This is a genomic window from Aeromicrobium sp. Leaf291 (genome assembly GCF_001423365.1).
Classification (GTDB): Bacteria; Actinomycetota; Actinomycetes; order Propionibacteriales; family Nocardioidaceae; genus Aeromicrobium.
This window is the reverse complement of sequence record NZ_LMNM01000002.1, coordinates 209,464-224,526: the sequence shown is the minus strand read 5'-3', so window position 1 is coordinate 224,526 and position 15,063 is coordinate 209,464. Positions and strand designations below refer to the sequence as shown.

Annotated in this window: 13 protein-coding genes; 2 read left to right on the top strand and 11 right to left on the bottom strand. The window is 73.6% G+C overall.

Annotation, left to right across the window (positions count from 1 at the left end; genetic code table 11):
- Positions 1–9: 9 nt before the first annotated feature.
- The 4 genes from ASF35_RS10895 to ASF35_RS10880 form a co-directional block, all read right to left on the bottom strand.
- Positions 10–792, bottom strand: a complete 783-nt coding sequence (locus ASF35_RS10895; RefSeq protein ID WP_055967082.1) for an electron transfer flavoprotein subunit beta/FixA family protein — start codon at positions 790–792, stop codon at positions 10–12.
- A gap of 201 nt (positions 793–993) precedes the next feature.
- Positions 994–2,367, bottom strand: a complete 1,374-nt coding sequence (locus ASF35_RS10890) for a hypothetical protein (RefSeq protein WP_055967080.1) — start codon at positions 2,365–2,367, stop codon at positions 994–996.
- Positions 2,368–2,428: 61 nt separating this feature from the next.
- Complete coding sequence (locus tag ASF35_RS10885) at positions 2,429–5,314, bottom strand: hypothetical protein (RefSeq protein ID WP_156368019.1); 2,886 nt, start codon at positions 5,312–5,314, stop codon at positions 2,429–2,431.
- 119 nt (positions 5,315–5,433) lie between these two features.
- Positions 5,434–6,213: an enoyl-CoA hydratase/isomerase family protein gene (locus tag ASF35_RS10880; RefSeq protein ID WP_082481880.1), complete on the bottom strand. Its 780-nt coding sequence runs from the start codon at positions 6,211–6,213 to the stop codon at positions 5,434–5,436.
- 135 nt (positions 6,214–6,348) lie between these two features.
- Between ASF35_RS10880 and ASF35_RS10875 the strand changes: the two genes are divergently transcribed.
- Both ASF35_RS10875 and ASF35_RS18360 read left to right on the top strand, forming a co-directional pair.
- Positions 6,349–8,028 carry a maltotransferase domain-containing protein gene (locus tag ASF35_RS10875; protein WP_082495477.1) on the top strand — a complete coding sequence of 560 codons (1,680 nt, stop codon included), beginning with the start codon at positions 6,349–6,351 and terminating at the stop codon, positions 8,026–8,028.
- 63 nt (positions 8,029–8,091) lie between these two features.
- The gene (locus tag ASF35_RS18360) at positions 8,092–8,970 is read left to right on the top strand and encodes an NUDIX hydrolase (RefSeq protein WP_055967073.1); all 879 of its coding nucleotides are present in this window, start codon (positions 8,092–8,094) and stop codon (positions 8,968–8,970) included.
- Positions 8,971–8,974: 4 nt separating this feature from the next.
- Here ASF35_RS18360 and ASF35_RS10865 read toward each other — a convergent pair whose 3' ends face one another.
- The 7 genes from ASF35_RS10865 to ASF35_RS10840 all read right to left on the bottom strand — a co-directional run bounded on the left by ASF35_RS10865 (position 8,975) and on the right by ASF35_RS10840 (position 14,985).
- On the bottom strand, positions 8,975–9,937 hold the full coding sequence (locus tag ASF35_RS10865; protein ID WP_055967071.1) for a hypothetical protein: 963 nt from the start codon (positions 9,935–9,937) through the stop codon (positions 8,975–8,977).
- A complete protein-coding gene (locus ASF35_RS10860) occupies positions 9,934–10,959 on the bottom strand; it encodes a hypothetical protein (RefSeq protein WP_055967067.1) in 1,026 nt (341 codons plus the stop codon). Before ASF35_RS10860 ends, ASF35_RS10865 begins: the two co-directional genes overlap by 4 nt.
- 74 nt (positions 10,960–11,033) lie before the next feature.
- The gene (locus ASF35_RS10855) at positions 11,034–11,939 is read right to left on the bottom strand and encodes a tetratricopeptide repeat protein (RefSeq protein ID WP_055967064.1); all 906 of its coding nucleotides are present in this window, start codon (positions 11,937–11,939) and stop codon (positions 11,034–11,036) included.
- Positions 11,940–12,008: 69 nt separating this feature from the next.
- The gene (locus ASF35_RS10850; protein WP_055967061.1) at positions 12,009–12,563 is read right to left on the bottom strand and encodes a PH domain-containing protein; all 555 of its coding nucleotides are present in this window, start codon (positions 12,561–12,563) and stop codon (positions 12,009–12,011) included.
- 5 nt (positions 12,564–12,568) lie between these two features.
- Complete coding sequence (locus ASF35_RS18355; RefSeq protein WP_164468778.1) at positions 12,569–12,727, bottom strand: hypothetical protein; 159 nt, start codon at positions 12,725–12,727, stop codon at positions 12,569–12,571.
- A 76-nt stretch (positions 12,728–12,803) separates the two neighbouring features.
- The gene (gene meaB, locus ASF35_RS10845; RefSeq protein ID WP_055967057.1) at positions 12,804–13,763 is read right to left on the bottom strand and encodes a methylmalonyl Co-A mutase-associated GTPase MeaB; all 960 of its coding nucleotides are present in this window, start codon (positions 13,761–13,763) and stop codon (positions 12,804–12,806) included.
- A 31-nt stretch (positions 13,764–13,794) separates the two neighbouring features.
- Positions 13,795–14,985, bottom strand: a complete 1,191-nt coding sequence (locus ASF35_RS10840; protein WP_055967055.1) for an acetyl-CoA C-acetyltransferase — start codon at positions 14,983–14,985, stop codon at positions 13,795–13,797.
- Positions 14,986–15,063 lie beyond the last annotated feature (78 nt).

Below are 15,063 nucleotides of genomic sequence, written 5' to 3'. Positions count from 1 at the left end.
TCTCCCTGCTCAGACGAACTTCTTGGAGGCGAGGAACTCGACGAGCTTGGAGCCGCCGTCGCCCTCGTCGGTGATGATCTCGCCGGCGGTGCGCGGCGGGCGGGGCTCGGTCGAGGCGACCTTCGTCCACGCGGCGTCGAGGCCCACGTCGGACGCGTCGACACCGAGGTCGGACAGGTCCCACTCCTCGACCGGCTTCTTCTTGGCCGCCATGATGCCCTTGAAGGACGGGTAGCGGGCCTCGCCGGTCTGGTCGGTCACGCTCACGACGAGCTTGCCCGTGCCCTGGACCTCCTGCGTGGCGACGTCGCCGTCACGCTTGATGGTCACGGTCTCGCCGTCGACGGTGATCTCGCCGCCGAGGGTGACCGCGGGCAGGCCGAGACGCTCGGCGACGAGCGTCGGGACGACACCCATGCCGCCGTCGGTCGAGGCCATGCCGAAGAAGACGAAGTCGTACTCGAGCTTCTCGAGGGCCTTGGCCAGCACGAGCGACGTGGCGAACGCGTCGGAGCCGGCGATGGCCTCGTCGTTGACGTGCACGCCCTTGTCGGCGCCCATCTGCAGCGCCTTGCGCACGGCGTCGGCGGCGTCGTCGGGGCCGACGGTGAGGACGGTGACCTCGCCGTCGCCCTCCTCGACGACCTTGAGGGCCTGCTCGACGGCGTACTCGTCGAGCTCGGACAGCAGACCGTCGACGTTCTCACGGTCCACGGTGTTGTCGGACGAGTCGAAGGTGCGGTCGGCCGTGGCATCCGGCACGTACTTCACCGCGACGACGATGTTGGTCACGAGGACCCTCCTGTGGTCGGGGACGCGACGCTCGGCGTCGCGTGGTCGGGAGGTCCACCTTCCCACGTGGAGCTCCACGTGGAGAGGGCAGCCTTGCGTCGCAGGTTACCGGCGGGTTACAAGCGCGGCCACCCACACCGGCAATGGCGTCGGTCACATCGCTGCACGCCGCGTCGCCCGCGGTGCCGGCCGACCGCCGGCTCAGGCGTCGCGGCGGGAGAGCAGCGACGGCGCAGCCACCCCGACGATGAGGTAGACCACCGAACCGCCGCCGTAGGCGACGAACGCCTCCTTGGCCGCAGCGTTCTCCCCGGAGAAGGCGACCAGGCCACGCAGTGGTGCCGTGAGCGGGTCCGCGACCACGGCGACCGCCCGGAGCACACCGGCGTCGGCGTCGAAGCCGAAGGCGACGAGGAGGGCGGCGAGCGCCAGCAGCACCGAGGCCACCAGTCCGAGCACGCCGATCGCCACGCCCACCAGGGACACCACACGCGCCGGTCCGAAGGAGGAGGACTCCTGCGGCACCGACGGCGGCTCCGGCACGCTGTCGTCGATCTCGCGGGCCGGCGCCTTCTCGGCCCGACGACGCCGGGCCGCCTCGCCCTTCTCGGCGCGGGCCCGCTCCTTCGCCTCGGCCTTCTCGCGACGACGCGCCACGGTGGCTGCCGCCGCTGCTCGGCGGTCGTCACCTCGACCGCCGCGGTCCACCGGTTCCTGAGAGGTGTGCTCGGACTCGCGCGCGTCGGCACGGGCGTCCTGGGCGTCGGCCTCGGTGACCTCGGTGGCCTCGGTGGCCTCGACGTCCTCGGTGGCCTCGAGGTCCTGGTGGGCGGCACCGACGGCGTCGAGGAGGGCCGTCTCCGCGGCCAGGTCGGCAGCGGAGCCGTCCTCGGACCGGGTCGTCGTCGACTCCTGCTCCGACGTGCCGTCGCCCGGCATCGGGTCCTGCGCGTCGGGGTCCTCGGGCGCAGCGTCCTGGTCCGCGACGTCCTGGGACGTGGGGGCGTCGGCTCGAGCGGTGGTCGGGCGTCCGGCCAGGGCGGCGAGGGCCGCGGCCTTGCTCTTCTCGCGGCGCTGAGCCTTCTGCTCCGCCGCCGCGCTCTCGGCCTGGCGACGTCGGTCCTGCTCGACCCGCGCGGCCGCGGCCTGCTCCTCGGCGAGCTGCCTCGTCCGCTCGTCCTCGACCTCCTGCGCCGCCCTGCGGGCCTCGGCCTGCTCGGCCTCGCGCTCCTTGGCCTCCGCCCGCTCGGCCGCCTCACGATCCTTGGCCTCGGCGCGCTCGCGCCTGGCACGATCCTTCTCGGCCTTGGCGGCGGCTCGCTGCTCCTCACGGGCTCGGCGCGCGGCAAGACGCTTCTCGGCCTTGGCCTGCTTGGCGGCTCGGCGCCGGTCCCCCGCGTCGCGGCGCGCGTGGTCACCGGGCTGGTCCTCCAGCTCGGCCGCACCGTCGTCGGACGAGCCGCCGTGCGTCGCAGCGATCCACGCGAGCGAACCCGGCACGAGGTCCTCGTAGGACCGCGTCGGGCGCGCGTCGTCGGTCGCAGACGTCGCCTGCGCAGGCTCCGGGGTCGCCACCGGCTCGTCCTCGGGCGTGCTCGCCTCGAGTCCGGCGACGATCGCGCCGGCGGTCAGGTACTCAGGATCGGCGGATGACCCTTTTTTTGGTCGGGGGGACGGATCCCCCGGTCCCGTCGCTCACCTCCGGGGGGGTCTCGGTGCCCACGGACGGCTTCTCGTCCACGAACTCCCCCACCGACGGTTCCGAGAGGCTCTCGGAGAACGTCGGGGTGGCCTTGGCCGACTGGTTGGCCGCCACGATGTGGGACTGCGCCACCCGCTCGGCCTCGGCCTCGGCCGCCGCGACCCATTCCATGGCCGTCGCCTCGGCCTCGGCCAGCTTCTCCTCGGCGGCCGAGCGTGCGGCCGCCACGGCCTGGCTGAGTCGCTCCTGCGCGTCGCGCTTGGCCTGCTGGACGACGCGGTCCGCCTCGGCGCGCGCCTCCTCGATCCGTCGCCGCGCGTCGTCGTCGGCGCGCTGCGCCACGGTGCGGGCCTCGGCCTCGGCCTGCGAGAGGCGGTCGGCCGCCTGCTGCTCGGCCTCGGCCAGCTTGCGCTCCGCGGTGACGCGTGCCTGCTCGGCCTCCTCGGCCTGACGACGCGTGGCCTCCTCGCGAGCGGCTGCGGACGCCCGCGCGGCGTCGGCCGCCTCGGCCGCCACGCGCTCGGCCTCGGCCTGGGCGTTGCGGACGCGCTCCTCCGCGACCCGCTCGGCCTCGGCCAGCTGTGCGGTGGCCTGGTTGCGCTCCTCCTCGGCCTGGCGTGCGAGCTCGGCCACCTCGGCGGTGACGCGCTCCACGTGGGCCCGGGCCTCGTCGCGCTCGCGGGCGAGCTCGGTCGCCGCGAGCTCGTGCCGCTCGGCGGCCTCGGACGCGAGGCGCTCCGCCTCCGCCTTCGCGGCGGCCAGCTGGTCGCCGGCCGTGCGCTCGGCGTCGGAGAGCCGCACGGCGATGGCGACGCGCTCGGCCGCCACCTCCTGCGCGTACTTCTCCGCCTCGGCCTTCGCGGCGGCCACGTGCTCGGCCGACGTCCGTTCGGCATCGGCCACGACCTTCTCGGCCTCGAGCCTCACCTGCTCCAGCTTGGCCTCGGCCTCGGCACGCTCCTTCTCGAGCTGCTCGAGGGCCGCTTCGCGATCCCTCCGGGCGCCCTCGGCGAGCTTCTCGGCCTCGGCACGGGCCTCGCTGATACGACGCTCGGCGTCCTGCTCGGCCGCGGCGAGCCGTCGCTGGGCGGCGTCCTCGGCGTCACGCTCACCCTGGGCGAGTCGTTCGGCCGCCTTGCGCGACGCCTCCTCCTCGGCGGCGGCGATGCGCCGCTCGGCCTCGGCCTTGGCCTCGTCGAGCCGCTCCTGCGCGGCCCGCTCGGCCTCGGCACGGGCGACCTCGACGCGCTCGTCGGCCTCCTTCTGCAGCTGCTCGATCTTCGCCGACGCCGCCTGGCGCTCGCGCTCGATCTCCGCCGTGACGCGATCGGCCTCCTCGCGTGCGGCGCGGACCCGCTCCTCCGCCGCCTGCTCGGCTGCGCGCAGTCGACCCTGCAGCACCTCGCGCTGCTCGGCCTCGTCGGCGCGGATGCGAGCGGCCACCTCGGCGCGCTCCCTGGCCGCCTCCTCCATGAGGCGAGCGGCCTCGGCGCGCGCGGCGCTGACCCGCTCCTGGGCCGCGGCGCTGGCGGCAGCCAGCTTCTCGGCGAACGTGCTCGGAACCGCGGGCGGGGCCGGGCTCGCCACCGCAGCAGCCTCCGGTGCGGACGTGGTCGGCGCGGGGTCCTCGGGGGCGGGCGCCTCGAGGCTCTCCGTCGCGGCGGCAGGAGCCTCCTCGGGCGCGTCGGCGGCCACGGGGCGGTCCTGCGGCGGCTCGACCGGCTCCGAGAGCGCGTCGACGTGGTCGTCGGTCGGGACCTCGGACGTCGGCTCGGCGTGCTCCACGACGGTCTCGTCCGGCGTGCTCTCGGGCTGTGTGCTCTCGGGCTGCGTGCCCTCGTGCGGCTGGGCCGCGACCGACTCGCTCTCCTCCGCCTCCGCAGCGGACTCGGTCTCGACGTCGGGGCTCGTCGCCCCGTCCGTCGCGGTCTCGGCAGGTGGCTGCTCGTCGGGCGCGGACTCGTCGGCCTGAGCGCGCTCGGGCTCGGCGCGCTCGGGCTCGGGGACCGCGACACCCTCGGCATGCGACGCCGTCACGGACTCCTTCGTGCCGGAGGCCTCGACCGGGTCGGCGTCGGCCGGTCGGTCGGTCGCGGCGGGCGTCTCCGGCTCGGCGAGGCTCGCCGCGGTGGGCGGCATCCACCGCCTCGTCTGCGGCTGCTCGACCGCTTCGGCCTCGGGAGCGGCGGAGGCGGGAGCCTCGGGCTCGACGGCGGCCGGATCGTCCGTGTCGTCCAGCAGCGCCGCATCGATGTGCTCGTCGTCGTTCGGGACCCGACCGGTCAGGGCGTCCGCGACCGTGGGCCGGGCCTCGGGATCCGCCGGCGCCGCGGGGACCTGCGGCATCTCGGCGGTCTTCTCGGCCTCGGGCACCTGGCTCGCCGACCCGGCCTCGACAGCGCCGGTCTCGACGGGCGGAGTCTCGACGGGCGGAGTCTCGACGGCTTGGGCCTCGACGGGCTCCGGAGCGGTGGGCTTGGGCTCCTGCTGCGCCGCCTCGGCCGGCTGCTCGGCGTCGAGCGCCTCCTCGGCCGTGCGCAACGCCGGCTCGACCGAATCGTCCTCGGAGCGGCGTCCGCGACGGGAGGCGCTGAACGCCCGTGCCGCGTTGCGCTCGCTGCGCCGCTTCTCGGCAGCCACCTGACGCGCGGCGCGCTGCGCTGCCCGCTTGCGTCGTCGGTCGTCCGCGGACCCGGAACCGCCCGCGTCGCTCGTGTCGGCGGCGTCGTCGCCGTCGGACTGCGCGAGCATGTCCGCCGCGACCTTCAAGGGGTCGGCACGCCGACGATCCTGTGGCTGGTTCGACCCTGAGTCGGTCATGACTCCCCTTCTTGGCGACACGGCGGCACGTCGCAGCACAGTATGCCCCATGCGCCTCTCGAGCCACGGACGTTTCGCGGCGATGTCGAGGCGTGAGACCTCGGACCGTCCCGTCCGGGTCAGGAACCGCTGAACGTGGCCTTGCCGGGACCGTTCTCGACGAACGAGTCCATGCCGGCGCTCCGGTCGTCGGTGGCGAAGAGGCCGGTGAACTCGATCCGCTCGATCTCCAGCCCCGTCTGCAGGTCCGTCTCCAGGCCGCGGTCGATCGCGCTCTTGGCCGCCCGCAGGGCCAGCGCCGGGCCTCCGACGAATCCGCGGGCCCACGCGAGCGCGGCCTCGAGCACCTCGTCGGCCGGGAGGACGCGGTCGACCAGACCGATGCGCAACGCCTCCTCGGCACCCACGAACCGTCCGGTGTAGACGAGGTCCTTCGCGATCGAGGGACCGACGAGGCGCGCCAGCCGCTGCGTCCCACCCGCACCCGGGATGATGCCGAGCAGGATCTCGGGCTGGCCGAGCTTGGCGTTCTCCGCGGCGAACCGCAGGTCGGTGGAGAGGGCGAGCTCGCAGCCTCCGCCGAGCGCGAAGCCCGTGACGACCGAGACCGTCGGCTTGCCGATGCTCGCCACGGCCCGCGTGAACTCCTGCAGCAGGTGGCCGTGGGCGACCATCTGCTGGTAGGTCATCGCCGCCATCTCCTTGACGTCGGCGCCCGCGGCGAACACCTTGGGGCCTCCGTGCAGCACCACCGCGGCGACGTCGTCGCGGGTGTCGGCCTCACGGGCCACCTCCACCAGCTCGCGCTGCAGCTGGGCGTCGAGGGCGTTCATGGGCGGACGATCGAGTCGGATCACGCCGACTCCGTCGGTCACGTCGAGCTGGACGAGCTGCGTCACGCTGCTTCCTTCCGTCGGGCGACCACCCGAGGAAGGGGCCGCTGGTCCGTGGCCGCGAGCATAGGAGTCGTCGCGACCCGGGGCGGCATCGGGGGAACACGCCCGAAAGCCGCACGCACGCACTAGCGTGGGTCCATGGTCGCTCGGGTTCCGGTGCTGGAGGTCCGTCCGTGCCTGGACCGCGGCCGGTTCCCGGCCAAGGTCGTCCCCGGCGAACCGTTGCGCATCGAGGCGATCGTGCTGCCCGACGACCTCGAGGTCGGCGCCGCCGTGGTCCTCACCGACCCCGAGGGGAAGGCGCGCGCCCCCATCGCCCTTCGCCACCTCGGCGACCACCTGTGGTCGGCGACCGTCACCACCGACGTCGTCGGGGACTGGACCTACCACGTCGAGAGCTGGCAGGAGCCGCTGCGCAGCTGGGCGGCTCGCGTCGTCTCCGACATCGACGGCGGCGCCGACGCCGAGAACGTCCTCGCCCACGGCAGCGCGCTCGTGCTCGGCATCGGCGACCGCGATCCCGCCGCGCTGCAGGTGGCCGAGGACCTCCTCGACGACGCCGCACCGGCCCACGAGCGGCTGGCCGAGGCGCTCGCCTACGTCGCGTCCCTGCCCGACGAGATCGGTCGGCTGCACGTCGACAGCACGGATCCACTGCCGTTGCGCGTCGATCCGGAACGAGCCCTCGTCGGCGCCTGGTACGAGCTGTCCCCCACGTCCACGTCCGACCTGGCCACCGTCACGGAGGAGCTCGCACGGGTCGCCGCCCTGGGCTTCGACGTGGTCCGGCTCCCTCCGCTGCACCCGTCCGCGTCCGCCAACCCCTGGGATGCCGGACCGGCCACCGGGGAGCACACCTCGGTGGATCCTCGCCTCGGCACCGTCGACGACGTCCTGGAGCTCGTCGAGCAGGCACACCACGTGGGCCTCGAGGTCGCCCTCGAGCTCGCCTGGACCATCTCGTCGTCCCACCCGTGGCTCGCGCAGCACCCGAGCTGGTTCGTCCCCGCCGGAGACGACACCTGGCGGTTCGACCACGACGGGGACACCGGTGCCACCTATGCCGCGGTCCTCGACATGGTGACCACCTGGATCGGCCGGGGCATCAGCGCCTTCGTGGTGCAGGACGCGCACCGCTGGCCGCTGGCGCTGTGGGAGCAGCTGCTCCACGACGTCCGGGTCGCGGCCCCCGACGTGGTGCTGGTGGCCGAGGGCGATCCGTCGCCCGCGCAGGCGCACGCGCTGTCGCTCGTCGGGTTCCACCAGACCACCCCGCCGCTGCACCGGGCCCTCGGCGTCCACGACGTCGAGGAGGTCCTCACCGGGATCGGCCGCGGGTCGGTGACCCGCCCGCAGCTGCTGGCGTCCACGCGCCACCGGCGCTCGTCGGCCCTCACCGGCGGATCCGCGGCCACCTTCCAGGCCTGGGCCGCCGTCGCGGCGCTCGGCGGACCCGCCTGGGGAGTCAGCAGCACCTTCTCCCCCACCGACGACCCCGCCGACGAGACGGTCGCCGCGTTCCTCACCCGCCTCAACGAGCTGCGCCGGTCCCACCCCGCCCTGCGGTCGCGTCGTGGACTCGAGCTGCGACCGGTGCACCACGCCGGGGTGCTGGCCTTCAGCAGGACCTGCGCCGACGACGAGGTGCTCGTGGTGATCGACCTCTTCCCGGCCTTCTCCAAGACCGTGGGCGTGCAGACCACGCTGACCGGCAGCGACGGCCGGCTGCAGGACGAGCTCGACGGGTCCTGGCACGCCGCGGAGTCGATCCTGCTGGACCTCGAGCACCCGGTCCGGGTCCTCACGGGCCGGCGGTGACGCTCGCCCACGACGGCCGACGTCAGCGATGACGGCCGCACAGGCCCCGCGTACGGTGGCGGCGTGAGCACCATCCTGCGAGACGACGACCTCGTCCTCGAGCCCACGAGCGGATCCGACGGACTCCACGGCTGGGCCCTGACCATCGACGGAGATCGTCTCGGCACGATCGCGCTCCTCGACGAGGGCCGTGGGGTGGGCTCGGTCCGCTGGAACACCGGCACCGGTGACGGTGCGCTCGGTCTCGCGGTCCGCGCCCTGCGACTGGTGCTCGAGCACGCCTTCGGGGACCGGGGGCTCCTGCGGGTCGAGGCCCGGGTACCCGTGGACCGGACCGAGGACGTACGAGCGGCCTCGATCAGCGGCCTGCGCCGCGAGGGCATCGCTCGGGGAGCGGGCGACGCCCCCGACCGCGCGCTGCTCGCCCGGCTGCACGACGACCCTCCGGCCACGAGCCGCGACGGCTTCATCGCCCTGCTCAACGCGGGTCTGCCCACCAAGCGGGTCATCTCCCAGGGCCTGCTGCGCGACCCGCAGGGACGCGTGCTGCTGTGTCGACTGACCTACAAGCAGGAGTGGGACCTGCCGGGAGGGGTCGTCGAGGTCGGCGAGTCCCCCGCCGACGGCCTCGTGCGCGAGCTCGAGGAGGAGCTAGGCCTCACCGTGCAGGTGCGCGACCTGCTGACCGTCAACTGGTTGCCCGCCTGGCGCGGCTGGGACGACGCCTGCATCTTCCTGTTCGACCTCGGCGTGGTCGACACGTCGTACGTGGACGACATGGTGCTGCAGCCCACCGAGATCGTGTCGGTGCACTGGTGCGACACCGAGACGGTCCACGACAAGGCGACCGCGGCCGCGATCGAGCTGCTCGACGCGGTGGCCGGCGACGACCTCGCGACCTACCGCGAGGCCCCTCTCGCTCCCGAGCCGCCTGCCGTCTGACCCGTCAGGGCCCCTGGGCCTCCACGACGCCGCCGTACTGTCCGATGACCCTCGGCTTGCCCGACCCGCCGGGGATCGAGACGAGCACCTGGTGCAGGTAGCGCAGGCTGCCCGACGAGGACAGTCCCGACTCCAGCAGGGCCTTCTGCGGCGAGTCGTCCGGCCACGTGACCCGGACGCCCTCCCCCACCTCGTAGGAGTCGACGCGCTCGAGGGTCGCGAACACGAGCGCACCCCCGTCGGCGGTCCGCAGGACGTGCCGCACCTCCTGCGCCGACCACGTCTGCGTGAACGACACGTCCTCGAGCGAGGCGTTGCGCTCGGCCGCCGCACGCATCTGCTCGATGAAGTCGTCCTGCTCGAGCGACGAGGCCGCGGGTGAGGCCGGGTCCGCGAGCACCGCGGCGTAGCGGTCGGCCGCCTCCTGGGGCGACATCGACATGCCGGTGGCGCTGTCCGGGGGCACCACGAGCTGGACCCCGTCGCGCTCGCGCAGGTCGGGCAGCTGCGTCGTGAGCAGCGTCTCCGGGCTGGCGACCAGGAACCACGGGTCCACGGCCGAGGCGCGCTCGAAGATCTGCACCCGGTTGACCTCGGCCGCGCGGTCCTGCACCTCCACCATGAACCACAGGGGGTAGGCCGTGAACCGGGGCGTGGCCAGGCGCACGACGTCGTTGGAGGCCGAGTCGCCACCCACGGCTCGCGCCAGGCGCTGCGCCACTTCGAAGGACCCGGTGTCGATCGCCAGCACGGCACCGCTCTCCACGGTCGACAGCGGCTTGGGGTCGAGCAGCTCGGCGGCGGTGTCGCGCACCTTCTCGTAGCGGGCCAGCACCGCGTCGACCTCCCCGGCGTCGACCGGGACCGTGGACGGGGGCGCGTCGCCGCGCTCGCGCGGGAGACCACAGGCCGCGAGGACCAGCAGCGCACAGACCAGCGCCACGAGGAGCCGTGAGGACCGCCTCATCGCTCGTCCTCCTCGTCGACGACCTCGTAGTCGGCCAGCTCGTCGGCCGAGACCTCGTGCTCCACGCCGTCCTCGTCGACGAACACGTAGACGACGTCCTGGACCGGCGTCGGTGCGGGTGGGTCGGCCATCGGCGTCGCCGGAGCCGGAGCCGGAACCGGAACCGGAGGAGTCTGCTCGCCAGACGCCGCCTCGACCGGACGGTCCACGGTGGAGGAGTCGGGCCCGGCGGCCTCCGCAGTCGGCACGTCGTCGCGCCCCGCCTGCTCGGCGAGGTCCAGGCGGGCCTGGAGACGTTCTGCCTCGTCCTCGGAGATCTCGTGCTCCACGCCCCGTTCGTCGACGAAGACGTAGACCACCTCCTCGACCTCCTCGACCTCCTCCTCCCCGCCCGAGGCACCGGGCGCCGCGACCCGCGCGGGAGCGAGTGCGGTGTCGCGCCGCAGCAGCACACCCACCCACACGAGTCCGGCACCGACGAGCACCGCACCGAGGCCCAGCCCGAAGCCGCCCTTCACGCCGTAGGCGAACGTGACGGTGAGTCCGGAGAGGTCCGAGGCCCCCACCGCGAGCACGGCCACGGACACGGACTCGTCGGGCAGGCTCGCACTGATCGACGCCCCACCGAGACCCGCCGACTCCGCGATCCACCAGTCGAGGGCCGTGGGCGCACCGGGCAGCGCCGGGCCTCCCTCGACCTCCCGCGTGCGGACCGTCCACGGCACCCGGAAGGACGTCACCTCGAGCCGCTGCGTCCGACTCACGTAGTCCTGCACGTCCACCGTGTTGCCGAGGCCGACGAACACCGGCTTGTTCACCGGCACCTCCACCAGCACGTCGACCTGGAGCCCGCGGTAGGAGACGACTCCGGGGGCGGTCACCACGGCGGCGGCATCGGTGTCGACCTCGTGCGGACCCGTCGTGAACCGGCTGTCCGGACCGAGCACCACGACGACCGCGAGGCCGACGACGGACAGGAGCACACCCACGACGAGCGCCGGCCAGGCCAGCCGTCCGCCCATCGTCGCTCTCCTCGCTGCGGCCACGCCTGTCGTCGCCGTCGCCGCACCCTAACCCTCCGGGTGCGTCCGCACCGTCAGAAGAGGGCGGACGCGAGGGCGCGTCGCGCGTCGGCCACCCGTGGGTCGTTCGATCCCACCACCACGAACAGCTCGAGCAGACGCTCGCGGATGCGGTCGCGGTCGTCGCCCTGCGCCTGGCGCACGAGCGCGACCAGACGGGCGAAGGCGTCCTCGACGTGGCCACCGCTGACGTCGAGGTCGGCCACCAGCAGCTGCGCGTCGAGGTCGTCGGGCCGGTCGGCCGCGGCCGCGCGAGCAGCCTGGAGGTCGGCGTCCTTCGTCCGGTCGAAGAGCTTGACCCCGGCCAGCCGCTCGGCCACCTCGGCGTCTCCGGGGTGCTGGGCCTTGAGTCGTTCGTACTCGGCGATGGCCGTGGTGGTGTCGCCTGCCGCGAAGGCGGTGTCGGCCGCGGCGAAGCGCGGGTCCTCGGCGGGCTCGGCCTCGACGTCCCCCGCCGCGTCCGGCGCGGCGACGCGTCCGGACAGCCCGTTCTGCACCGCGACCGCGACCAGCTGGTCGAGGTACTGGCGCACCTCGGCCTCCTCGACCGCACCCTGGAAGAGCGGGACGGGCTGGCCCTTGACGAGACCCACGACCAGCGGGACGCCCTGGGCCTGCAGTGCCTGCGCGATGGCGGGGTTGGCATCGGCGTCGACCCTGGCCAGCAGGGCGCGACCCTCGAGGCCGTCGACGGCGCGTCCGACGACGTCGACGAAGTCGCGGCTCTGGGGTGCGCGCGGCGACCACAGGGCCAGGACCACGACGTGCTGCATCGAGGCCTCGAGGGCGACGGTCTGGAAGTTCTGCTCGGTCACGTCGACCGCGTACGCGCCTGCGGCACCCGACGGTCCTGCAGCCGGGGACGGCGGGGGCGACGCCAGGGCGGACAGGTCGATGGCACCGGGACGCGAGAAGGTCATGGACCCATCCTAGGAAGTGGGGCCAGCGTCCTCACGCACCCCACGTCCCCAGGCCTCGGTCCTCGGGCCTCAGCGGCCGTCCTGCGCCTGCCGCTCGAAGGCCGTGCGCGGGCCGCGCAGCCCGGAGCGCTGGACGACCCGCTGGATCGTCAGGTCGCGAGCGTCGGGATCGCCGATGAAGCGGATGTCGCGCAGGCCCTGGGCCTGGGCGGCCGACTCGAAGACGAAGTGCCCGTAGCCGAGCACCCGCCCCACGAACGGCTTCTCGACGGTGATGTCGAGGATGCGGGTGATGGGCATGGTGGCGATGCGCACCGAGAACACGCCCGAGGCGCGGAAGACCCGCATGTTGGTGATGACGAAGACGTCGCGGTGCTCCTGGAGCACCAGGTAGCCGGCGTGCAGCAGCACCCCGACGCCGAGCAGGATGAACAGCCACCCGATCTGGATGGGACCGACGACGGCCAGCACCCACAGCAGCACGGCACCGAGGGCCTCGGCGGCGGGACGCAGGTAGACGACCGGGTGCTTGCGGACCAGGTCGATCACGTGCTCGCCCTCGTCGAGCAGCAGGTGCCCCTCGACGTCCTGCTCGGGAAGTCGCGCCAGCAGGGCGGCCAGCACGGGGCCTACCGGGTCAGCTCGTTGAAGAAGATGAAGACCTGGCCGAAGGCGTTCATGACGGCCTCGACCGCGCCGGAGACAGCATCGGCCGCGCCGGCGGGCGCGGTCAGCAGGTAGTAGACCACGAACGCGGCGACGAGGAGCACCAGGAGCTTCTTCAGCACGCGAACATTCCTATCGCACTCGACCGCCCGTCAGCGGCAGGCGCGCCCGGGTGATCGCTGAGACTGTCGACACGCCTCAGCGGACGACGTCGAGCAGCACGTCGGCCGCGGCGAACGGGTCCTGGTCGCCGGCCAGCACGGCAGCGGCGAGGTCGTCGAGGCGCTCGTCTGCGCCGACGTGCCCGAACCGCTCTCGCAGCTCGTGCAGGGCGACCGCCTCGATCTCACGGCGCGTGCGGGCGAGCCGGCGTCGGCGCAGCCCGCCCGAGGACTCCTGGTGCTCGCGGTGCCGCTCGATCTCGGCCACGACCTCGTCGATGCCCTCACCACGCGAGGCCACCGTCAGGGTGATGGGTGGCTTCCAGGCGCCCTCGGGACGCTCCGACATCGCGATGACCGAGCGCAGCTCGCGCCGGGTGGACTGCGCACCGTCCCGATCGGCCTTGTTGACCACGAAGATGTCACCGACCTCCAGGATCCCGGCCTTGGCCGCCTGGATGCCGTCGCCCATGCCGGGGGCGAGCAGCACCAGGGTGGTGTCGGCGAGCCCGGAGACCTCCACCTCCGACTGTCCGACCCCCACGGTCTCGACCAGCACGACGTCGCAGCCGGCGGCGTCGAGCACGCGCAACGCGTGCGGCGCCGCCCACGACAGGCCGCCGAGGTGACCACGGCTGGCCATGGAGCGGATGTAGACGCCGCTGTCGGTGGCGTGCTCGCCCATGCGGATGCGATCACCCAGCAGCGCTCCACCGGAGAACGGGGACGTCGGGTCGACCGCGAGGACACCCACGCGCTTGCCCTGGGCACGCAGAGCCCCGACCAGGGCTGCGGTCGAGGTCGACTTGCCCACACCGGGCGACCCGGTCAGGCCCACCACGTGGGCGCGGCCCACGAGTGGGGCGAGCGCCGCACTGACCTCGCGCAGCGCGGGCGACTCGTCCTCGACGAGCGAGATCAGACGCGCGACCGCCCGCGGCTGCCCCTCCTGGAGCCGCGCGACGAGGTCGGCGACGTCGGGAGTGGGGGCAGGCACGGGCGGTCGGTTGCGCTGGTGAGGGTGACCGTCAGGCGGACGGCACGGTGATGAGCAGGGCGTCGCCCTGGCCGCCGCCACCACAGAGCGCGGCAGCGCCGAGCCCACCGCCGCGTCGCTTCAGCTCGAGCGCGAGGTGCAGCACGATGCGCGCGCCGCTCATCCCGATCGGGTGCCCGAGGGCGATCGCACCGCCGTTGACGTTGACGATGTCCTCGGAGATGCCGAGCTTGCGGGCCGACTGGATGCCGACGGCCGCGAAGGCCTCGTTCAGCTCGACGAGGTCGAGGTCGGCCGCGGTCCTGCCCTGCTTCGCGAGCGCCTTCTCGATGGCGTTGGCCGGCTGCTCCTGGAGCGTGGAGTCGGGGCCGGACACGTTGCCGTGCGCGCCGATCTCGGCGATCCAGGTGAGGCCGAGCTCCTCGGCCTTGGCCTTGCTCATGACCACCACGGCGGCGGCGCCGTCGGAGATCTGGCTGGCGGTGCCGGCGGTGATGGTCCCCTCCTTGTCGAAGGCGGGGCGCAGTCGGCCGAGGGACTCGGCCGTGGTGTCGCCCCGCACGCCCTCGTCGGCCGAGACGACGACCGGGTCGCCCTTGCGCTGCGGGATCTCGACGGGGACGATCTCCTCGTCGAAGACACCGTTCTTCTGCGCCGTGGCCGCGAGCTGGTGCGAGCGGGCTCCGAACGCGTCCTGCTCCTCGCGGGTCAGTGCGTCGACGTCGGCGTTGCGCTGCTCGGTGAGCGAGCCCATGGCCTGGTCGGTCAGCGCGTCCCACAGGCCGTCGTACTCCATGTGGTCGAGCATCGTGGCCTTGCCGTACTTGGTTCCCTCGCGCGAGCCCGTGAGCAGGTGCGGCGCCTGGGTCATCGACTCCTGACCGCCGGCCACGACCACGTCGTACTCACCGGCGCGGATCAGCTGGTCGGCGAGCGCGATGGCGTTGATGCCCGACAGGCAGACCTTGTTGATCGTCAGGGCCGGCACGTCGAGCGGGATGCCGCCCTTGAAGGCAGCCTGCCGCGCGGGGACCTGGCCGGCTCCGGCGCCGAGCACCTGGCCCATGATCACGTAGTCGACCTGGTCGCCGGAGATCCCGGCCTTCTCGAGCGCGCCCTTGATGGCGAGGCCACCGAGGTCGGATCCGGACAGCGTCTTGAGGCCGCCGAGCAGACGGCCGATCGGCGTGCGGGCGCCGGCGACGATCACGGACTGGGTCATGGGGTTGCTCCCTTGCATGGACACAGGTGGTGGGGTGCCCGTCACTGTACTCGCGGGTCACTTCGCCCAGGAGCGGAT